Below are 19768 nucleotides of genomic sequence, written 5' to 3' on the forward strand. Positions count from 1 at the left end.
CTATGATGTCTGTGAACGTCCTGTTTTCCGCGCGCCCTGCCCTATGGCCGGTGTATGAGCCGCTGCTGACACAATATCTTGATGAGGCGGGTCTGGACGTCCAGCTTGGAACCGAGTTCGAACCGGATCAGGTCGATTACGTTGTTTACGCCCCAAACGGAGGGGTACAGGATTTCAGACCTTTCACGCGCCTGAAAGCGGTGTTGAGCCTTTGGGCCGGGGTCGAAAAAATCGTGGGTAACAAAACACTTACCGTTCCGCTGGCGCGGATGGTGGATCACGGTCTGACGCAGGGCATGATCGAGTGGGTGGTTGGCCACGTGCTGCGCTACCATCTGGGGATGGACCGGCACATCATGGTACAGGACGGTGTCTGGACCCCAGACGTCCCACCGCTGGCGCAAGAGCGCAACGTTTGTATTCTGGGGCTTGGAGCATTGGGTGAAGCCGTGGCCCGCGCGCTGACAGCGCTTGAGTTTCGGGTCTCAGGCTGGAGCCGTACAGCCAGGGACATTCCCGGTGTAACATGCCTGCATGGTGCCGAAGGGTTGCGCCAGGCGCTTTCTCACACAGAAATCGTAGTCTTGTTGCTGCCCGATACTACTGCCACGGAAAACGCGCTGAATGCGGAAACGCTGGCCCTGCTGCCCAAAGGTGCGCGGATCATCAACCCGGGACGCGGGCCGCTGATTGATGATGATGCGCTGTTGAATGCCCTGAACTCGGGTCAGGTGGGCCACGCAACGCTGGATGTGTTTCGTGTCGAGCCCTTGCCCGCCGACCACCCCTATTGGGCGCATCCGAATGTCACCGTGACCCCTCACATAGCGTCCGAGACCCGCCCGGTCACTGCCGCACAGGTCATTTGCGAAAACATCCGGCGTGGCGAAGCCGGTGAGCCCTTTGTGCACCTGGTCGACCGCACGCTGGGCTACTGACGTCACGCCGCAATCAAACCGCGGCCTTTTAACAGGGCATCCACGCCCGGCAATCGCCCCCGGAACGCAAGATACAGGTCCTCCGCCTCGCGCGAACCGCCGGTGGACAAGATACTATCTTCCAGCGCTTTGGCCCGTTCGGGATCGAAGGCGCCACCTGCTTCTTCGAAGGCGGCAAAGGCGTCAGCATCCATCACCTCGGACCACATATAACTGTAATAGCCCGAGCTATAGCCATCGCCTGCGAATACATGCGCAAAGTGGGGCGTGGCATGGCGCATTCCAATGGCTTGTGGCATCCCCAACCCGGCTAGAACCTCGGCCTGTTTTGCCATCGGGTCTGCTGGGGCGTCGCCATCGTGGAAGGCCAGATCAACAAGGGCCGAGGCGACATATTCCACCGTCTGGAACCCCTGGTCGAAATTGGCGGCATTCAGCACTTTTTCAAGCATCTCTTGTGGCATCGGCTCGCCCGTTTCGGCATGGGTGGCAAACTCAGTCAGAACTTCGGGCACTTCCAGCCAGTGTTCATAAAGCTGGCTGGGCAGTTCGACAAAATCGCGCGCAACCGAGGTACCCGAGATGCTTTCATAGGTCACGTTGGACAGCATCTGGTGCAAGGCGTGGCCAAACTCGTGGAACAGGGTGCGTGCATCGTCATAAGACAGCAGTGCCGGATCACCCTTGGCGAAGTTGCAGACATTGATGACAATCGGTGCCTGTTCATTCGGGAATCTGGCCTGTGCCCGCATCGCGCTGCACCAGGCACCTGATCGCTTTGACCCCCGTGCAAAGTAGTCACCGATGAACACGGCGACGTGCCGACCGTTGCGTGTAACCTCCCACGCGCGGCAATCAGGGTGATAAAGCGGCACGTTCAAAGGCTTGAATTCCAGCCCGAACAGGCGATTTGCGCAAGCAAACGATGCCTCGATCATTCGGTCAAGTTGTAGGTAGGGTTTCAGTTCCGCCTCATCCAGATCATGTTCCGCCTTACGTCGCTTTTCAGCATAATAGCGCCAGTCCCATGCTTCCAGCGGGCCGTTGACGCCGTCGTCCTGCATCATCCGGGTCAGGATTTCTGCGTCCGCATCGGCGCGGGCCCTGGCAGGTTCCCACACCTGCATCAACAGCTCACGCACCCGGTCCGGCGTGCGCGCCATCTCGGTTTCCAGCTTGTAATCGGCGAAACTGTCATAGCCCAACAGCTTGGCGCGTTCCTCACGCAAGCCCAGAATCTCAGCCGCGATCTCGCGATTGTCGGTCTCGCCGCCATTCGCCCCGCGGGCAGCCCAGGCGCGATATGCTTTTTCGCGCAGGTCCCGACGAGGTGAAAACTGAAGAAACGGCACGATCAGCGACCGGGACAGAGTAACAACCGGCCCCCCCGCACCCTTTTCCGCACCAGCAGCGCGCGCCGCATTCACAACGAAATCCGGCAGGCCCTGCAGATCTTGTTCGGTCAGGTCCATGAACCAATCCCGCTCATCCGCAAGAAGGTTCTGGGTAAAGGATGTCCCCAACGAGGCGAGGCGCGACTTGATTTCTTGCATACGAGCGTCTTCCTCCCCGTCCAACGCCGCACCTGCACGAACAAAACCTCGATGGGTCAGCATCAGAACGCGTGCCTGTTCCTCGGTCAGGTTCAGGTCATCGCGCCGTGCCCAAAGGTCGGCAACGCGTTCAAACAGCGCCTTGTTCGAGGAAATCCCCGAGAAATGCGCCGAAAGCTTGGGTGAAAACGCGCGCTGCAACTCTTCCCGCTTTGGGTTGCTGTCTGCGCCTGCAACGGTGAAGAAGACCGACAGAACCTTGTCCAGCTGCTCGCCCGCAGCCTCGAGGGCTTCGACTGTGTTGGCGAAAGTAGGGGCCTCTGCATTTGCTGCAATCGCATCGATCTGGGCGTTATGCGCGGTCATCGCCTGATCCAGAGCCGGGGCAAAATCATCATCCGAAATATCGGCGAAAGGGGCTATTTCGAATGGGGTGGTCCAGTTGGACAGGATCGGGTTGGTCATGCGGATCTCCTTTGACCCTATAGCTAGTTCGCCATGGCCGGGTGTTCCAGAACCCCCAGCCCACGTTAAGAAAGGTTAATCGCTTGCGGTACCGCAGATGGGGCAATCAGCACGGCGGGTCAGTGTGATCTTGCGGCTTTCACCATATAGGGCGTCGTAGATCAGCATCTCACCCCGCAGCGCCATGCCAGCGCCCGTGATCACCTTTATCGCCTCAACCGCCATCATCGATCCGACGACGCCCGGCAACGGGCCAATCACACCGGCCTCGGAGCAGGACGGGGCCAGACCGGGGGCCGGGGCTTCGGGAAAGATACACTGATAGCACGGGCTGCCATTGGCTGGGTCAAACACGCTGAGCTGCCCTTCCCATTGCGACAAGGCCCCCGAAATCAGTGGCTTGCCCAGCGCGGCGGCAGTCCGGTTGGCCAGATAGCGGGTCTCAAAATTATCCGTACCGTCAAGGATCAGATCGAAGTCGGCAAAAAGATCTGCCGCGATTTCATCGCTCAATCTGCGATGAAAGGGCAGAACCAGCACATTCGGGTTCTGCGCCTCCATCGCTTGCTGGGCGGAAAAGACCTTGGGCATATCGATATCTGCATCGCGGTGGATCACCTGCCGCTGAAGGTTCGCATTCTCGACTATGTCGTCGTCAATGACCCCGATTGTACCCACACCTGCGGCCGCCAGGTATTGCAGCGCCGGGGCGCCCAAACCTCCCGCACCGATCACCAGAACACGGGCTTGTTTCAACTTTTTCTGACCCGGCCCGCCCAATTCGCGCAGCACGATGTGGCGGGCATACCGGTTCAGCTCGGTTTCAGTGAAACGGTCAGAGGGCAAGGTAGATTCCGGTTTGGAGGCCTTTACTGCACGGTTGCGAAGGGCCTTCAGCACACGGCCATATAGCAAAACGATGGCCGCGAATCCCGCAAGGATCAGCCACAGCGCCGCAGACCCACCGGTTGCTTCGCGCAGGGGATGCCCATTCGGCAAGATCAGATGAGACAGGATCACCCCGACCAACAACACACTCACCGACACCACGCGCGCGGTTTTTGACGCGCCCGCGATATAGCCGACGCCCCATAGCCCCGCTGCCAGAACAAGAACCAGCAGCATCAGCCGCGCCCGGTCGAGCCGAAACCACCAGCCCCGCGATCTGTTTCACCCAATGCCTCAGCCAGTTCGAATGCCGCCTGCACAACAGGGGCAACTACCAGCTGCGCGATACGATCGCCATGAGCAATCTCGAACGGTTCCTGACCGGCATTCATCACGATTACCCCCAGAGGTCCGCGATAATCACTGTCTATGGTGCCCGGCGTATTGAGCAGCGTGATCCCGTGTTTCAGTGCAAGGCCCGAGCGGGGACGGACCTGAACCTCGTATCCCTGCGGGATTTCAATGCGCAGACCGGTCGGCACTAGCGCCCGCTGTCCGGGCTCCAGCATAATCGAAGCCCCCTCGGGCAAATTGGCACGCACGTCCGCGCCAGCAGCACCCGCAGTTTCGTAGGACGGAAGCGCCACGGCGGGGTCTGCCCCGTCTTCGCGGATCACTCGAATTGCAACCATGGTTTTGCCTTTCCTTCAGCCCGCCAACGCGTCTGCGATCCTGCTTGCCAACCGCCGCGCAACCTCGGCCTTGCCCATACGCGGCCATTCTTCGGCTCCGCTGTCCGAGATCAGGATAACTGCATTCTCGGACCCGCCCATGATCCCGGTGGCAGGGCTGACATCGTTGGCAACAATCCAGTCACAGCCTTTGCGCAGTCGCTTGGCGGTGGCATGTTCGATCACGCCATCGGTCTCGGCTGCAAAGCCGACAACCAAAGGTGGGCGCCCATTTTCCATCCGCGAGACGCGTCTGAGAATGTCGGGGTTCTCGGCAAATTCCAGAACCGGCAGACCGTCGCGGCTTTTCTTCAGTTTCTTGTCCGACGCACTGGCCACACGCCAATCTGCCACCGCCGCCGCAAACACGCCCGCGTCGACGGGCAGCGCCGCATCAACCGCGTCCGACATCTGTTGCGCGGTCTCGACCGGCACGACCTGCACACCCGCCGGTGGCGGTACGTCAGCAGGGCCCGTGACAAAGATCACCTCGGCCCCCAAATCCGCAAGCGCCTGTGCCACGGCCGATCCCTGCGCCCCGGAAGAGCGGTTCGCGATATACCGAACCGGATCAATCGGCTCATGCGTCGGGCCCGATGTTACCAGCACGCGCTTTCCCACCAAGGGTCCTGCCGCAAGCTGCGCCTCAACCGCCGCGACGATTTCCAGCGGTTCCGACATGCGTCCGGGGCCATATTCACCGCAGGCCATATCACCTTCGTTTGGGCCAACAAAGCGCACGCCATCCGCTTGAAGCTGCTTCAGGTTGCGTCGCGTCGCCGGGTGTTCCCACATGCGTACATTCATCGCGGGCGCACACAGAACAGGCGTGTCCGTCGCCATCAGAAGGGTCGATGCCAGATCATTTGCCAACCCCCCGGCCATCTTGCCCATCAGGTCCGCGGTTGCGGGGGCCACAACAATCAGATCGGCAGAGCGTGACAGCTGGATATGGCCCATCTCGGCCTCGGCGGTCAGATCGAACAGATCGCCATAGACCTTTTCTGAGGCAAGAGCAGACACGGACAGAGGTGTTACAAATTCCTCTGCCGCACGCGTCAGCACAGGCGTCACGGCTGCGCCACGCTCACGCAGCTTGCGGATCAGATCCAGCGATTTGTAGGCCGCTATGCCGCCGCCAATGATCAGCAGAATGCGTTTGGATGACAGCATGTTCAGCCCTTCCTGTCCCGGTCGGCCCCGACATTAGGCAAGGCCAGCAGGTTGTTCCAGCGATTAATTCTGAACCTGAAACGCCACACAGGGGTCTTCACGCTCTACTGTGGGGCTATCGATTACGAGATCAAAGTCGCCATCGATAATATCGTCCTCAGACTGTCCGACCGAGACCACCTTCCATCCGGGTTGAAGCCGTTCAAGATATGTCGGGATACCTCGGTCTTTGCGCGCATGTCCGTTCCCAGTGATCACGGCAACCGGGCCGCCCGTTTCTTCCATCGCGCGCATCACGGCGCGAGCCAGCACAGCATCGCGCAGTCGCTGGATCGCAACCATCTGGGGTAACATCTCGGGCGGGAGAGCATCGCAATGCGCGGCCAGTTGATCCGCCTCGCGCGCCTCCTGCTCCTCAGGCGTCAGCGGTACAGTCAAACCATAGCGCGCCGCATCTGCACCCAACGCGGTGGCTGCTCCGCGTTCCATCGCAGCCCGCGCGGCAGCACGCGGCACCATGGCCCCGTAAACCGGCGCACCGGAGGCCTTGAACACCGGATAATAAAGCCTAAGAGGTGGCCAACCGCTTTCTGCCCATTGCAGAATGCGGCTCAACTCTTCAGGGTTGGACACCGCTTTTTGCGCCAGCCGTTGCGCGCCTTCTTCGGTAACCATCTCCCAGACAACAGCCGAAGGTGAGATTTTCATAATCGCTTCAGCTTGAATAAGGTGGTGGCGGGGATTGTCGTGAACCTCTCCCAGAATGACCACATCAGCATCCCGCATCGCGAGAGCCACATCATCAGAAATAAGATTTTCCGCCAGTCCGGGTCGCGCTGCTGTAACCGTAAGGCCCAGAACACAGGCAAGAATCGCAAGCTGTTTCATGCGATGAAGTGTTGCACCTCGCTCGACTGGGCTTCAAGGTTCTTGCGCATTTTTGCGAACGCCGCAGCCTCGAGCTGTCGCACGCGTTCCTTGGACAGACCCAACTCGACGCCGAGACTTTCCAATGTCCGCGCAGGCTCGCGCAGTTTGCGTTCGCGCACAATGAACCGCTCGCGGTCATTCAGTGCGTTCATCGCGATCAGCAACCATTGGCGCAATTGTTTGGTATCGTGGGTGTGTTCAACTGCTTCGGCGGCCTGTTCACGTTCATCTTCCAGCGCATCGATCCATTCACGCCCGTCTTCGTCGGCGGATTGCACCGCGTTCAGAGAAAAATCTGACCCTGACAGCCGACCTTCCATCAGTTCAACGTCGCGCAGAGGAACCCCGATTTCCGTGGCAATCATCTGATGCAGCTGGTGGCGATCCAATTCAAGACCTTCGGTCGCGGCCTCGCGTTCAAGGCGGGCCTGAACCCGACGCATGTTGAAAAACAGCGATTTCTGCGCCGAGGTGGACCCCGTTCGCACCATGGACCAGTTCCGCATCACATAGTCCTGAATGCTCGCCTTGATCCACCACACCGCATAAGTCGAGAACCGCACGCCGCGATCAGGGTCGAACTTGTCTGCGGCCTTCATCAATCCCAGACCGGCCTCTTGGATAAGGTCATTCATCGGCGCGCCATAGCGTTTGAACTTGGCCGCCATCGAAATTGCCAGCCGCATATACGCTGTGATCAGGCGGTGCAGTGCCTGTTCGTCACGCTGGTCACGCCAGGCATAGGCCAGCTTCAGTTCCGTTTCCGCATCCAGCAACTCGGCCTTCATCGCTTGCCGGGACATCGAAAAATCTGTCGCGTTGTCCAGTGCCATAAACCTCTCCCCTGTTTTGCAGGCGTTGGCCGGGCTTGCCATGCCGACCTATGACCGATACGCAAAACAGCACCAATTGGATCATCTTTAGGTAAGTACTGTGACGTCAGATTTAACCTTAATTCTGGGTGGAGCTGCTTCGGGCAAGTCGGCATTTGCCGAGAACCTCGTTGTTTCCACTGGGAAAAATCGAGTTTACCTAGCGACATCACAAGTGTTTGATGACGAGATGCGGCAGAAGGTTGATCGCCATCTGGAACAGCGGGGCGGCGGGTGGACCACGATTGAAGAGCCTCTTGACCTGGGACCGGTGCTGTCCAGCCTATCCTCGGATCAGGTGTGTCTGGTAGATTGCGCCACCATATGGCTCAGCAATCATTTGCTGGCCGAAACCGATCTGGGGGCAGTCCAAACTGACCTGTTAAAGGCCCTGCGCGCTTGTTCAGCGCAGATTGTGATCGTGTCGAACGAAGTCGGACACGGTATTGTTCCGGATAACGCGCTTGCCCGTCGCTTTCGCGAAGCGCAGGGTCGGCTGAACATCGCACTTGCGGCACAGGCTGATCTGGTGGTGCAAGTGACCGCCGGGTTGCCGTTGGTCCTGAAAGGGCAGCTGCCGTGACGCGACTGCATCTTGTTCGCCATGGGCCTACGCATGCAAAGACGATGGTTGGCTGGTCCGATCTGCCTGCTGATCTGAGCGATACAGCAGCGCTGAAGCGCCTGCACGATCATTTGCCACCCGATGCATTTGTGATTTCGTCCGACCTGTCGCGTGCAATTGACACTGCTTCGGCCATTCAGGGCCAGCGTCACCGTCTGCCACATCACCCGAACCTGCGGGAAATCCATTTCGGTCAGTGGGAGCTTCGCGGGTTTGCCGATATTGAAGCCGAAGACCCCGAGCTGGCTTTTGCCTATTGGGACAACCCCGGTGATGTCCGCCCACCGCAAGGTGAAAGCTGGAATGAGGTCCGCGACCGGGTCGATTCCGCGATCGACGCGCTTATGTCCGCGCATACGGGCCGCGATCTGGTGATCGTCGCGCATTTCGGCGTAATCCTAACGCAAGTACAACGCGCCCTTGGTCTGGACGGGCAGCGGACCTTTGCGCATCGGATCGACAACCTTTCCGTTACGGATATTGCTGTCAACGGCGGGGTGTGGACTGTCGGATCGATCAATCACCTTCCGTGAACAGGTCCAACACAAATCACTGATTTACCGGTCCGAAAAGCTGAGGCATCGTCCGCGCATGACTTATGACCTTTATATCGGCGATCGCCTCTTCTCCAGCTGGTCAATGCGCGGCTGGTTGATGCTTGAGAAATTCAACCTGCCCTATCGCAGCCACATGATCGGCCTCTATTCCGGCACCATGGCGCAAGACATGGAACCGCTGGCCCCTGCCCGCCTTGTCCCTGCCCTGCGCATGCCGGATGGAACGGTTGTGGGGGAAAGCCTGGCGATGGCCGAAACCCTGGCCGAACGCCACCCCGATGCCGGGTTGTGGCCTTCGGATGCCGCAGCCCGGGCAACAGCCCGCTGGCTATGCGCCGAAATGGTAGCCGGTTTCAGCGCCCTGCGTGGAGAATGCGCCATGCAGCTGCGCAACGTGTGGCAAGGCTTTACGCCGTCTGAGGCGACTTTGTCAGACCTGGAGAGGATTGAAACACTCTGGGCACATGCGCGGAGCGTGTCAGGGGCAGACCAAGGCCCGTTATTTGGTGCCTATTCACTGGCAGACGTCTTCTACACACCCGTTGCTGCGCGGATTATAGGATATGGGCTGCCGGTGTCAGAGGCGAACCGGGCTTATTGCATGGAATTGCTCTCTGATCCCATAGTCAGACAGTGGCGCGCCATGGGATTGACCGTTGTGTACGGCACCTTCCCATACGCGCAGGATTTACCGTCCAGCCCTTGGCCGGTCGGGGGTGTATCTGCTGCGAAGCCGGTTTCAGGTGGTCCGTCAATCAACGCCGCCTGCCCGTATTCCGGCAAGCCTGTCACCGATTTCCTGGAGCTAGACGGACAATGTTGGGGGTTCTGCAACCCATTCTGCCGGAACAAAACCGTGGCCGATCCCGAAGCATGGCCCAAATTCGCGGTCATGCGCGCAGCCGTTAACGACTCTTAAACCAGAACCGTGGCAGCAACGTCCTGTTAACCAAAACAGGACTGCCATGGTCGCCCGCGCCCACACCGTTGCTTTTCAAGGCGTTGATGCCCGCCCGGTCGAGGTGCAATGCGCAGTCTCACCCGGACTGCCAGCCTTTTCCATCGTGGGCCTGCCCGACAAAGCCGTGTCCGAGGCGCGTGACCGCGTCCGCAGCGCGCTGAACGCTATGGCCATTGCGCTGCCGTCCAAGCGGATCACCATCAATCTGTCCCCCGCCGACCTTCCTAAAGAAGGCAGCCATTTCGACCTGCCCATCGCGGTCGCGCTTTTGTCCGCGCTCGACATCATCCCTGCCGATGCCGCGGAAAGCACCGTTGCATTGGGGGAGTTGTCACTCGACGGTTCTCTGGTGCCCGTTGTTGGTGCTTTGCCCGCCGCGATGACGGCCGCGTCAGAAGACCGCACATTGCTTTGTCCGCGCGCCTCCAGCGCCGAGGCGGCCTGGGTCGATGCCACTCAGGTGATCGGTGCCGGATCGCTTGGAGAGGTCGTGCGCCATTTCTCAGGCCAATCCCCTTTGCCAGCGGCACAACCCGGCGAAGTGAACCTGACACCGTCCAATCGCGACCTGCGCGATGTGAAAGGGCAGGAGCGCGCCAAACGCGCCCTGGAAATCGCCGCCGCCGGACGTCACCATCTGATCATGATCGGCACGCCGGGATCGGGCAAATCCATGCTGGCGGCGCGGCTTCCCGGAATTCTACCGCCGCTTACAGCCGTGGAGGCCCTGGAAACGTCGATGATCCAATCGCTATGCGGGTTGCTGGATGAAGGCGGAATAAACCGCACACGCCCGTTCCGCGAACCGCACCACACGGCCTCGATGGCGGCCATAGTTGGTGGTGGGAAAGGGGCCAAACCGGGCGAAATCTCATTGGCCCACAATGGTGTGTTGTTCATGGATGAATTCCCTGAGTTTCCACGAACGGTTCTGGAAACCCTGCGCCAACCCATTGAAACCGGCGAAGTCATGGTGGCGCGCGCGAACGCCCATGTGAAGTACCCTTGTCGTTTCATGCTGGTGGCCGCCGCCAACCCTTGCAAATGCGGCTATCTGACCGACCCGTCCCGTGCCTGTTCGCGGGCACCGGGGTGTGGTGAAGATTACCTGAACCGAATCTCGGGCCCTTTGATGGACAGGTTCGATCTGCGGATCGAAGTCCCGCCCGTGGGTTTTACCGACCTTGATCTGCCCCCTTCGGGCGACAGTTCGTCGACGGTTGCAGCACGTGTCGAAAGGGCGCGTGCCATACAGGCAGACCGGTTCCGTGACACGCCGGAGTTACGACAAAACGCTGACGCAGAAGGCAAAATACTGGAAGAGATCGCCACGCCCGATGCCGAAGGAAAAGAACTGCTGTTGAAAGCTGCGGATCGGTTCGGCCTGTCAGCTCGGGCCTTCCATAGAATCCTGAGGGTGGCGCGCACCATCGCCGATCTGGACGGCGCGACCGATATCCGCCGCCCACACGTGGCCGAGGCACTGAGTTTTCGCATCTCTGCCCGGGTTATGGCCTAAAGCCTGGCCTCGATGGCCTGCCAGATCTTTTCCGCAATATTTACGCCATCAAACCGTTCCAGCTCTTGAATGCCAGTCGGTGAAGTCACGTTAATCTCGGTCAGATAGTCGCCAATAACGTCAATTCCGACAAAGACCTGACCCTTTTCCTTCAGCAAAGGTCCAATCGCCGCGCAGATCTCAAGATCGCGTTCGGACAAGCCGATCTTTTCCGGACGTCCGCCAACATGCATGTTCGACCGCGTTTCGCCTTCGGCTGGTACACGGTTAATCGCGCCGACCGCTTCGCCATCCACCAGGATCACCCGTTTGTCGCCATTGCTGACATCCGGCAGGAATTTCTGCACGATCAAAGGTTCGCGCGAGAATCCGGTGAACAGCTCATGCAAGGAAGTCAAGTTGCGGTCATTGGCATCAAGCCGGAACACACCCGCGCCGCCGTTCCCGTAAAGCGGTTTGAGGATGATATCGCCGTGCTTTTCCTTGAACGCCTTGATTGTCTGCAAGTCGCGCGCAATCGTTGTTGGCGGGGTCAGTTCGGGGAAATCCAGCACCAGCAGCTTTTCCGGGTAATTGCGCACCCAGAACGGATCGTTGACGACAAGCGTCTGCCCCTTGAGACGATCCAGCAAATGCGTGGACGTGATGTAATGCATGTCAAAAGGCGGGTCCTGACGCAGCCAGACGACATCGAAATCGGCCAGATCCACCTCACGTTCGGGGCCCAGAACCGCAGGATCTCCGGCAACCCTTTGCACGGTCATGTCGTGACCTCGCGCGGTGATGCGACCTTGCTGATAGGCCAAGTGATCCGGACCGTAGAAAAACAATGAATGCCCGCGCGCCTGCGCCTCTTCCGCCAGACGGAACGAACTGTCGGCGTTGATATCCACGGCCCCGATCGGGTCCATTTGAAAGGCGATTTTCATGGCATGTCCCTCAGTTTCCCGCCAGATACATGGACCAGCACGCCTGTGGGTTCAATGGGGCTTAGCCAAAACCAAAGGCGTTTTCGATGATGTGAACCGCGCCAGAGCCATCCACAAGTGCCGCGTCAAAGCGCACGTTTGTCAGTTGCCCGGTCGGCTCGTTTTCCAAGAACTGCGCGGCAGAGGCGTAGATTCGTTCGATCTGCCTGCGGCTGATCCGGGCAGCGGCCTTTTCAAAGCTGGTGCTTTTCTTAACTTCGATGAACACAAGCCCGTCGCCGTCGCGCGCAATCAAGTCGATCTCTCCGCCAGCGCCCCGCCAGCGGCGATGCGCTATGGCAAAACCCCGACGTTCGTAATCTGCGGCGACCTGTGACTCTGCGGCCTGTCCAGCGTGGTATGAGATCGAACCCTGTCGTTCACGCCGCCCCATGTCATCCCTTGCCCAATTTCAGAGCTTTCTGGTAAATCGGTCGGCGCGGCAGGTCGTACATTTCCGATACAAGATCCGCTGCATCCCGAACTGAGTGATTTTCCAAAGCCCGTTTCAAAGCTTCTTCTAGGTCGGATTCGTTAACACTTTGCGAATGACTGCGGTCCACCAACAGGACGATCTCGCCTTTGACGGTCTTGTCCCGATACTCTGCTGCCAGTTCGGACAGGCTGCCGCGGCGGACCTCTTCAAACTTTTTCGTCAGCTCTCGACAAAGCACAGCCTGCCGTTCAGGCCCCAGGCATTCAGCTAGGTCCGACAGACAGGCGGCAACGCGTTTCGGAGATTCGTAGAACACCAATGTGCCGGGGATGTCCTTCAACGCCTCGATACGGGTGCGGCGTGCTTTGGATGCGTTGGGAAGGAAGCCTGCAAAAAAGAAGGCGTCGGTGGGAAGCCCCGCCAACGTCAGGGCCGTTACAACGGCAGACGCGCCGGGGGCACAGGTCACGGTATACCCGGCTTCTGCGGCCTGCTTGCCCAGATCATAGCCCGGATCGGCAATCAGCGGCATTCCAGCTTCGGACGCGTAGGCCACCGATTGCCCCTGCGCCAGCGCCTCCATGATCTTGCCGCGTGCGCCAGCGCCGCTGTGGTCGTGATAAGCTTGGATTCGTCGGCCTTCCAACGGGATGCCATGTATTTCCATCAAGCGACGTAAACTGCGGGTGTCTTCTGCCGCAATCACATCGGCTGAGGCCAAAACATCCAGGGCTCTGAGCGTAATGTCGCGTGCTGTTCCAATCGGAGTGGCAACAAAATACAGGCCCGCAGCCAACTTGATCTTTTGGAAATTCAAAGCTGGACCCTCACAGCGTGACGTTTATTATCGCGGCTCAACAGAACAGAAGCATTCGCAGCCGTCGGATCAGGGAGTTTTCATTTAGATGTTTACCGTTTGCAAGCCCGTAAGCAAGCTGGCGAAAGTCGCCGCTGCCCTGACGACCGCAGCGTTTCTTGCTGCCTGTGAACCGGGTGGTCTTGGCGAAGGCCCCTCGATCAATACCTCAAAGCCGGTTCCTGTCGCCTTGCTGGTTCCCAGAGGATCTGCGCAATCTGGTGATGCAGCGCTGGCGCAAAGCCTTGAGAATGCCGCGCGGCTTGCGATGTCGGATTTGCCGAATGTCCAGATCGACTTACGCGTTTATGACACAGCCGGAAACCCGAACACGGCGACAGCCGTTGCACAGCAGGCTGTCGCGGACGGGGCAAAAATCATCATTGGTCCGGTATATGCCCAGGCAGCAAATGCTGCCGGGTTGGCCGTGCTGAGCAAGAACGTCAACGTTCTTTCGTTTTCAAACAACGCCAGCATTGCAGGCGGCAACGTCTTTGTATTGGGCCCGACCTTTGACAACACGGCCAACCGGCTGGTGAATTATGCGGGCAGTCAGGGCAAGGTTAACACGGTGGTCGTGCACAGCAACGACGCTGCAGGACAGCTGGGCCAGTCCGCAATCGCCAATGCCATAGCGAACAGCCGGGTCAACAATGCAGGGACCGTCGCATACGACCGGTCGCAACAGGGCGTCATCAATGCGGTTCCCACGATCAAGGCCACTGTTGATTCGACAGGCGCGGATTCGATCTTCCTGACGGCGACCACGGCGGGGGCATTGCCGCTGTTCTCGCAATTGCTGCCAGAGGCCGGTGTTTCTCCGGCAACCACGCAATACATTGGCCTGACACGTTGGGATATCCCTCCTCAAACTCTGGAGCTTCCGGGGGTTCAAGGGGGGTGGTTTGCATTACCTGACCCGTCCAAGGCACAAGCCTACCGTCAGCGTTACAACGCAACTTACGGCGAAGCACCGCACCCAATCAGCGGTCTGGCCTATGACGGTATCGCCGCAATTGGTGCCTTGGTCAGCCAGGGCAAATCAGACGCCCTGACCGCTTCGGCCCTGACACAGAACGCCGGTTTCCAGGGCGTTGGCGGCATCTTCCGCCTGCGCCCGGACGGCACCAACGAACGCGGTCTGGCAGTTGCCACGATCCAGAACAAACAGGTGGTTGTGATTGACCCTGCCCCACAAAGCTTCTCTGGCGCCGGTTTCTGATCTGACTGGCGCGATCAACGTGCCCGAAAGCGCGTTGATCTGCCCTGCCGGGGACATCTTCGACAGCACTGCCGTCAATGATGCACTGGCTCAGGCCTTTGAGGCCTGCCCGGACAACACCAAAATGCGGTCCGAGACGGTGCGCATTCTGCGCGAGGCTCAAAAGTCTGGCCGCGCGGTCATTGCAGAGGCATTTGGCGAACGTCCTTTCGACGCGCGGGCACTCACGCGCTCATACACTTACCTGACGGATCAACTGGTTGGGACGGCGATGCTGGTCTCAAGCACAGGCCTGCATCCGCTTGCAACGCCCACCCAAGGTGAAAAGATCGCCGTTCTGGCTGTTGGCGGTTATGGGCGCGGGGAAATGGCGCCGTTTTCCGACGTCGATCTGCTGTTTCTCACCCCCTACAAGATCACCGCATGGGCCGAGAGCGTTATCGAGTCGATGCTTTATATCCTTTGGGATTTGCGGCTGAAGGTCGGGCATTCCTCACGCACGATCAAGGATTGTCTGCGGCTAGGCGCCGAGGATTTCACGATCCGCACAGCGATGTTGGAGCAACGCTATCTGGCCGGTGACAAGGCGCTGGCGGACGGGTTGGACCGAAGGCTGAAAGACGAACTGTTCAAGGGAACTGAACGCGAGTTCATCGAAGCAAAGTTGCACGAACGTGATGAACGCCACCACAAACAAGGCGAGCGTTACATGGTCGAACCCAACGTGAAGGAAGGCAAAGGCGGCCTACGCGATTTGCAATCCCTCTACTGGATCGCGAAATATGTCTATGGCGTTCAGGACGTGGCCGAACTGGTGCCTTTGGGCTTGTTCACACCCGAAGAGTTCAAGACCTTTGTTCAGGCCGAAGAATTCCTTTGGGCTGTGCGTTCGCACCTGCATCTTGTCACCGGTCGTGCGACCGAGCAGCTTACCTTTGACATGCAGGTCGAGGTTGCCGCGCGCATGGGGTACGAGGACCGCGCCGGGCGTCGCGCGGTCGAAGTGTTCATGCAGCGGTATTTCCGCGAAGCCACCCGCGTGGGTGAGTTGACGCGCATCTTCCTGACCAAACTCGAATCGCTGCACATGAAAGGTGCGCCGTTGCTGGAACGCATTTTCCGCAGGCGTCGACGGGTCAAGGCGGGGTACAAGGTGGTTCACGGCCGTCTGGATCTGGTGGAACCTGAAAAATTTCTATCCGACAAAGTGAACCTGCTGCGCCTGTTCGAAGAAGGTTTGCGGACAGGTATGCTGATCCATCCCGATGCCATGCGGCTGGTGAGCGCGAACCTGCATCTGATCGATGACGAGATGCGCGGCGACAAGGAAGCCCAGCGCATTTTCCTGGATCTGATGTTGAAACACGGCAACCCGGAACGCGCATTGCGACGGATGAACGAGCTGGGCGTGCTGTCCGCTTTCCTGCCCGAGTTCGAGCATATCGTGGCGATGATGCAGTTCAACATGTATCACAGCTATACGGTGGACGAGCATACGATCCAATGCATCGTCAATCTTGCCCAGATCGAACGCGGAGAGCTGGTCGAATCCCTGCCTCTGGCGTCATCGATTCTGAAAGGCGGGGTGAACCGAAAGGTGCTGTACGTCGCGCTTCTTCTGCATGACATTGCGAAAGGTCGCCCCGAAGATCACTCGATCCTTGGGGCACAGATCGCGCGCAAGGTGGCGCCTCGGCTCGGCCTGAACAAATCGGATTCCGAAACCGTTGAATGGCTGGTGCGCTATCATTTGCTGATGTCCGACATGGCGCAAAAACGCGATATCTCCGACCCTCGGACGGTGCGCGATTTTGCCAAGGCCGTTCAGACAACCAAACGGCTGGATCTGCTGACGGTTTTGACGGTTTGTGACATTCGCGGTGTTGGCCCGACCACCTGGAACAACTGGAAGGCCACCTTGCTGCGCGCCCTGCATGCTGAAACAAAGCGTGCACTGGAAACCGGTATGGAAGATCTGAACCGGGCGAACCGGGGGGCCGAGGCCAAAACAGCGCTACGCCGCGCCTTGGACAACTGGTCCAAAGCTGACCTCAAGGTCGAGACTGGGCGTCACTACGCCCCGTATTGGCAGGGCCTGAACCTTGCGACGCATATCGAGTTTGCCGAGATGCTGTACGCGCTGGAACAAAGCGGCGATCCCGGCGCGATGGAAATTCGCCTGCAACCTGATGAAGACCGTGATGCGACGCGGGCCTGTTTCGCCATGGGAGATCACCCCGGTATTTTTGCCCGCATCGCCGGGGCACTGGCTCTGGTCGGCGCGAATGTCGTGGATGCACGCAGCTATACCACCAAAGACGGCTACGTGACGGACGCGTTCTGGATTCAGGACGCCGAAGGGCACCCGTTCGAGGCATCGCGCCTTCCACGCCTGACGCAGATGATTCACAAGACCCTGCGCGGCGAAGTCGTCGCCAAGGAAGCACTGAAGTCTCGTGACAAGATCAAGAAACGCGAACGCGCTTTCAACGTGCCAACTCATATCACGTTCGACAATGAGGGCTCTGAAATCTACACAATCATCGAGGTGGACACACGCGACCGCCCAGGCCTGCTGTTTGATCTGACCCGGACCCTGGCCGCGGCGAACGTGTATATCGCCAATGCCGTGATCGCGACCTATGGCGAACAGGTGGTCGATACGTTCTACGTCAAGGATATGTTTGGCTTGAAGTATTACTCGGAAAGCAAGCAGCGCGGACTTGAGGCGAAGCTGCGCACGGCAATCACCGAAGGCGCCGAGCGTGCGGCCTCATGAAGCAAATACGGTTGTTCTCTGGCCTGTTCACGGTCGGCTTCTGGACGCTCGCCAGCCGAATTCTGGGGTTTCTGCGGGAAATACTGTTGACGGCCTATATCGGACCGGGCCCAGTGATGGATGCCTTTGTTGCTGCCTTTCGCCTGCCCAACATGTTCCGCCGCTTTTTCGCCGAGGGGGCATTTAACGCGGCCTTTGTGCCGATGTTCTCCAAACGACTGGAAGCCGACGAAGACCCTCAGGGTTTTGCGCAGGACGCGTTCAATCTTCTGGCCGTGGCTGTTCTGGCGCTGGTCGGGCTGGCCATGGTTTTCATGCCCGGTCTGGTGTGGCTTACCGCCGAAGGGTTTTACGGCGATGAACGGTTCGATCTGGCGGTGGATTATGGATATGTTGTGTTTCCATACATCCTGTTCATGTCTCTGGCTGCCTTGTTTTCTGGTGTTCTGAATGCAACCGGGCGGTTTGCGGCAGCGGCAGCTGCACCTGTTCTGCTGAACATTTTCGCCTGCACCGCCCTGATCGCCGGTGCCATGTCCGGCGGCGAAGTGATCCGGTGGTTGATCCCGGTCATTCCGGTGGCCGGTGTCGCGCAACTGGCGCTGGTCTGGGTTGCTACCGAACGCGCCGGCATCCACATCCGCCCCTGCATGCCGCGTCTGACGCCCGAAATGCGACGGATGGTACGTATCGCAGTCCCGGCCGCGCTGGCGATGGGGGTCACGCAGGTCAATTTGGTTGTCGGGCAATTGGTTGCATCGAAAACCGAAAATGCCGTCAGCTGGCTTTTTGCCGCAGACAGGCTCTACCAGTTGCCTTTGGGTGTTGTAGGCATTGCTGTCGGCATAGTCTTGTTGCCGGACCTGTCCCGCCGTTTGCGTGCGAATGACAAAGAAGGCGCACGCAATGCCTTTTCCCGGGCCGGTGAGTTCACACTGCTGCTGACGCTGCCTTCGACTGTCGCCCTCGTGGTTATGCCAACCCCCCTCGTGTCGGTGCTGTTCGAACGTGGTCAGTTCGGCCCCGAGGATACGGCCGCCACGACGCTTGCGGTTGCCATCTACGGAGTCGGGCTTCCGGCTTTCATGTTGCAAAAATCGCTGCAACCGCTGTTTTTTGCGCGCGAGGATACACGTTCCCCGTTTCACTACGCGGTTGTTGCGATGATCGTGAACGCAGCTCTGGCGTTTGGTCTGTTTCCACTGGTGGGCTGGATCGCACCGGCAATTGCTGCATCGACTGCCGGGTGGGCGATGGTTGTGCTACTGGCCTTGGGCTCACGACGTATGGGTGAAGAGGCACGCTTCGATGACCGGTTCAAAAAGCGCGCGAGCAGGATTGTGGCCGCTTCGCTTGGGATGGGCGCGATCTTATACGCCGCGCTCTACCTGTTCGGGTGGGCGCTGGAAGTTTCCGGCTGGCGTTATCTGGCACTGCTGATCCTGATCATGGTCGCTGCCGTCTCATATTTCCTTCTGGGTCATATCTTCGGCGCCTTCAAACTGTCGGAGTTCAAACACACTCTGCGCCGGTCCTGATCAATCCCGGCGAATGCGTCCGACGATCCGGGACCACGCGCCCGGTGCAACAAGAAAAGACAAGCCAAAACCGGTGGCAAACCCACCCAGATCGGCAACCCATTCCCAGTTGCCACCAAAGATCAGGCCGAAAAGAAACTGTATGCCCATAAGGACTGCAATCAATTGAAATGCCCGTGCTTGGTTTGCACCTACAAGTGACAGTTTGCGCCACAACAGCCACGTGAATGCGCCGATCAGGCCATACACCGGCGGGAACCCTCCGATCAGCGGATAGCGTGGGTCCAGTAACACGGCATAAGCCAACGCGCCGCCAATGCCCGACACAACAAAAATCAGCAGCATCGGGAAACCGCCGAACACTTCGCCAACCATTTTGCCCATCGCCAGCACGAAAACACAGACGAAAATCGCCTGCGTGAAATTTGCGGACACAAAGGGGTAGGTCACGAAGCGGATGACATGTTCGAATGGCCAGCGCCCGTTCAGTACCATCCAGTCGAAAATATCCGCCGAGAACGCATAATGCTGGATCGCATCCAGCCGCCAGCCCACCGCTGCTGGTCCTCCAACCAGCCCGCGTGATCCCAGCGTGAAGGCAATTTCTATCCCGATGATGAACAGAACCAGCGCCACCACGGCAGGTGGCAGGGGGTTCACAGGCGGTGTGTAATGTTCACTGCTCATTGGGCTGGCCTTTCGCGGCTGTTGACGTCCCTTTGCCTCATGGGTAAGCGACGGGGGCTGATTTTTCCAG

At 59.1% G+C, this 19768-nt stretch carries 18 protein-coding genes; 8 read left to right on the top strand and 10 right to left on the bottom strand.

The annotated features are described in order from the left end of the window. Positions 1-5 precede the first annotated feature (5 nt). Entirely contained in the window at positions 6-938 is a 933-nt protein-coding gene (locus tag ACR0AM_RS10860; protein WP_480622894.1) for a 2-hydroxyacid dehydrogenase, read from the top strand. 2 nt (positions 939-940) lie between these two features. Here ACR0AM_RS10860 and ACR0AM_RS10865 read toward each other — a convergent pair whose 3' ends face one another. The 6 genes from ACR0AM_RS10865 to ACR0AM_RS10890 form a co-directional block, all read right to left on the bottom strand. Beyond that, positions 941-2956 (bottom strand): M3 family metallopeptidase, encoded by a 2016-nt coding sequence (locus ACR0AM_RS10865; protein WP_480622895.1) that lies wholly within the window; start codon positions 2954-2956, stop codon positions 941-943. A 75-nt stretch (positions 2957-3031) separates the two neighbouring features. Then, positions 3032-4081: a HesA/MoeB/ThiF family protein gene (locus tag ACR0AM_RS10870; RefSeq protein ID WP_480622896.1), complete on the bottom strand. Its 1050-nt coding sequence runs from the start codon at positions 4079-4081 to the stop codon at positions 3032-3034. Beyond that, the gene (gene dut / locus ACR0AM_RS10875; protein WP_480622897.1) at positions 4081-4536 is read right to left on the bottom strand and encodes a dUTP diphosphatase; all 456 of its coding nucleotides are present in this window, start codon (positions 4534-4536) and stop codon (positions 4081-4083) included. The genes ACR0AM_RS10870 and dut overlap by 1 nt, the downstream gene beginning before the upstream one ends. Positions 4537-4551: 15 nt before the next feature. After that, the gene (gene coaBC / locus ACR0AM_RS10880) at positions 4552-5748 is read right to left on the bottom strand and encodes a bifunctional phosphopantothenoylcysteine decarboxylase/phosphopantothenate--cysteine ligase CoaBC (protein WP_480622898.1); all 1197 of its coding nucleotides are present in this window, start codon (positions 5746-5748) and stop codon (positions 4552-4554) included. A gap of 63 nt (positions 5749-5811) precedes the next feature. Continuing rightward, entirely contained in the window at positions 5812-6636 is an 825-nt protein-coding gene (locus ACR0AM_RS10885; protein WP_480518503.1) for a ChaN family lipoprotein, read from the bottom strand. Then, complete coding sequence (locus tag ACR0AM_RS10890; protein WP_480475174.1) at positions 6633-7511, bottom strand: RNA polymerase factor sigma-32; 879 nt, start codon at positions 7509-7511, stop codon at positions 6633-6635. Before ACR0AM_RS10890 ends, ACR0AM_RS10885 begins: the two co-directional genes overlap by 4 nt. A 100-nt stretch (positions 7512-7611) precedes the next feature. On the opposite strand from ACR0AM_RS10890, the gene cobU reads away from it, so the two are divergent. The 4 genes from cobU to ACR0AM_RS10910 are packed head-to-tail and all read left to right on the top strand — an operon-like array spanning position 7612 to position 11212. After that, positions 7612-8133 carry a bifunctional adenosylcobinamide kinase/adenosylcobinamide-phosphate guanylyltransferase gene (gene cobU, locus ACR0AM_RS10895; protein ID WP_480622899.1) on the top strand — a complete coding sequence of 174 codons (522 nt, stop codon included), beginning with the start codon at positions 7612-7614 and terminating at the stop codon, positions 8131-8133. After that, positions 8130-8708, top strand: a complete 579-nt coding sequence (locus tag ACR0AM_RS10900; protein ID WP_480475170.1) for a histidine phosphatase family protein — start codon at positions 8130-8132, stop codon at positions 8706-8708. Before cobU ends, ACR0AM_RS10900 begins: the two co-directional genes overlap by 4 nt. Positions 8709-8766: 58 nt before the next feature. Then, positions 8767-9651 (top strand): glutathione S-transferase, encoded by an 885-nt coding sequence (locus ACR0AM_RS10905; RefSeq protein ID WP_480622900.1) that lies wholly within the window; start codon positions 8767-8769, stop codon positions 9649-9651. A gap of 46 nt (positions 9652-9697) precedes the next feature. After that, positions 9698-11212, top strand: a complete 1515-nt coding sequence (locus ACR0AM_RS10910; RefSeq protein WP_480622901.1) for a YifB family Mg chelatase-like AAA ATPase — start codon at positions 9698-9700, stop codon at positions 11210-11212. Here ACR0AM_RS10910 and gshB read toward each other — a convergent pair. The 3 genes from gshB to rsmI all read right to left on the bottom strand — a co-directional run bounded on the left by gshB (position 11209) and on the right by rsmI (position 13433). Further along, positions 11209-12141 (bottom strand): glutathione synthase, encoded by a 933-nt coding sequence (gene gshB / locus ACR0AM_RS10915; protein WP_480518495.1) that lies wholly within the window; start codon positions 12139-12141, stop codon positions 11209-11211. The two genes, ACR0AM_RS10910 and gshB, sit on opposite strands and share 4 nt — an antisense overlap. Before the next feature lie 61 nt (positions 12142-12202). Next, a complete protein-coding gene (locus ACR0AM_RS10920) occupies positions 12203-12574 on the bottom strand; it encodes a YraN family protein (protein WP_480494278.1) in 372 nt (123 codons plus the stop codon). Between the two features lies 1 nt (position 12575). Beyond that, entirely contained in the window at positions 12576-13433 is an 858-nt protein-coding gene (gene rsmI, locus ACR0AM_RS10925) for a 16S rRNA (cytidine(1402)-2'-O)-methyltransferase (RefSeq protein ID WP_480622902.1), read from the bottom strand. An 88-nt stretch (positions 13434-13521) separates the two neighbouring features. On the opposite strand from rsmI, the gene ACR0AM_RS10930 reads away from it, so the two are divergent. From ACR0AM_RS10930 to murJ, 3 genes are read left to right on the top strand one after another with little or no spacing between them, the layout of a single operon-like run. Beyond that, on the top strand, positions 13522-14694 hold the full coding sequence (locus tag ACR0AM_RS10930; RefSeq protein ID WP_480622903.1) for a penicillin-binding protein activator: 1173 nt from the start codon (positions 13522-13524) through the stop codon (positions 14692-14694). Continuing rightward, positions 14654-17473 (top strand): [protein-PII] uridylyltransferase, encoded by a 2820-nt coding sequence (locus ACR0AM_RS10935; RefSeq protein WP_480622904.1) that lies wholly within the window; start codon positions 14654-14656, stop codon positions 17471-17473. Before ACR0AM_RS10930 ends, ACR0AM_RS10935 begins: the two co-directional genes overlap by 41 nt. Next, complete coding sequence (gene murJ, locus ACR0AM_RS10940) at positions 17470-19011, top strand: murein biosynthesis integral membrane protein MurJ (protein ID WP_480622905.1); 1542 nt, start codon at positions 17470-17472, stop codon at positions 19009-19011. Before ACR0AM_RS10935 ends, murJ begins: the two co-directional genes overlap by 4 nt. On the opposite strand, the gene ACR0AM_RS10945 is transcribed toward murJ, so the two are convergent. Continuing rightward, positions 19012-19698, bottom strand: a complete 687-nt coding sequence (locus ACR0AM_RS10945; protein ID WP_480585624.1) for a rhomboid family intramembrane serine protease — start codon at positions 19696-19698, stop codon at positions 19012-19014. Positions 19699-19768 lie beyond the last annotated feature (70 nt).

This window comes from Ruegeria sp. AD9 (assembly GCF_056542305.1).

Bases quoted from the DNA above. Each gene is read 5' to 3' on its own strand.
- ACR0AM_RS10860 (WP_480622894.1), top strand. From the start codon at position 6: ATGTCTGTGAACGTCCTGTTTTCCGCGCGCCCTGCCCTATGGCCGGTG.
- ACR0AM_RS10865 (WP_480622895.1), bottom strand. From the start codon at position 2,956: ATGACCAACCCGATCCTGTCCAACTGGACCACCCCATTCGAAATAGCC.
- ACR0AM_RS10870 (WP_480622896.1), bottom strand. From the start codon at position 4,081: ATGCTGCTGGTTCTTGTTCTGGCAGCGGGGCTATGGGGCGTCGGCTAT.
- dut (WP_480622897.1), bottom strand. From the start codon at position 4,536: ATGGTTGCAATTCGAGTGATCCGCGAAGACGGGGCAGACCCCGCCGTG.
- coaBC (WP_480622898.1), bottom strand. From the start codon at position 5,748: ATGCTGTCATCCAAACGCATTCTGCTGATCATTGGCGGCGGCATAGCG.
- ACR0AM_RS10885 (WP_480518503.1), bottom strand. From the start codon at position 6,636: ATGAAACAGCTTGCGATTCTTGCCTGTGTTCTGGGCCTTACGGTTACA.
- ACR0AM_RS10890 (WP_480475174.1), bottom strand. From the start codon at position 7,511: ATGGCACTGGACAACGCGACAGATTTTTCGATGTCCCGGCAAGCGATG.
- ACR0AM_RS10905 (WP_480622900.1), top strand. From the start codon at position 8,767: ATGACTTATGACCTTTATATCGGCGATCGCCTCTTCTCCAGCTGGTCA.
- ACR0AM_RS10910 (WP_480622901.1), top strand. From the start codon at position 9,698: ATGGTCGCCCGCGCCCACACCGTTGCTTTTCAAGGCGTTGATGCCCGC.
- gshB (WP_480518495.1), bottom strand. From the start codon at position 12,141: ATGAAAATCGCCTTTCAAATGGACCCGATCGGGGCCGTGGATATCAAC.
- ACR0AM_RS10920 (WP_480494278.1), bottom strand. From the start codon at position 12,574: ATGGGGCGGCGTGAACGACAGGGTTCGATCTCATACCACGCTGGACAG.
- ACR0AM_RS10930 (WP_480622903.1), top strand. From the start codon at position 13,522: ATGTTTACCGTTTGCAAGCCCGTAAGCAAGCTGGCGAAAGTCGCCGCT.
- murJ (WP_480622905.1), top strand. From the start codon at position 17,470: ATGAAGCAAATACGGTTGTTCTCTGGCCTGTTCACGGTCGGCTTCTGG.
- ACR0AM_RS10945 (WP_480585624.1), bottom strand. From the start codon at position 19,698: ATGAGCAGTGAACATTACACACCGCCTGTGAACCCCCTGCCACCTGCC.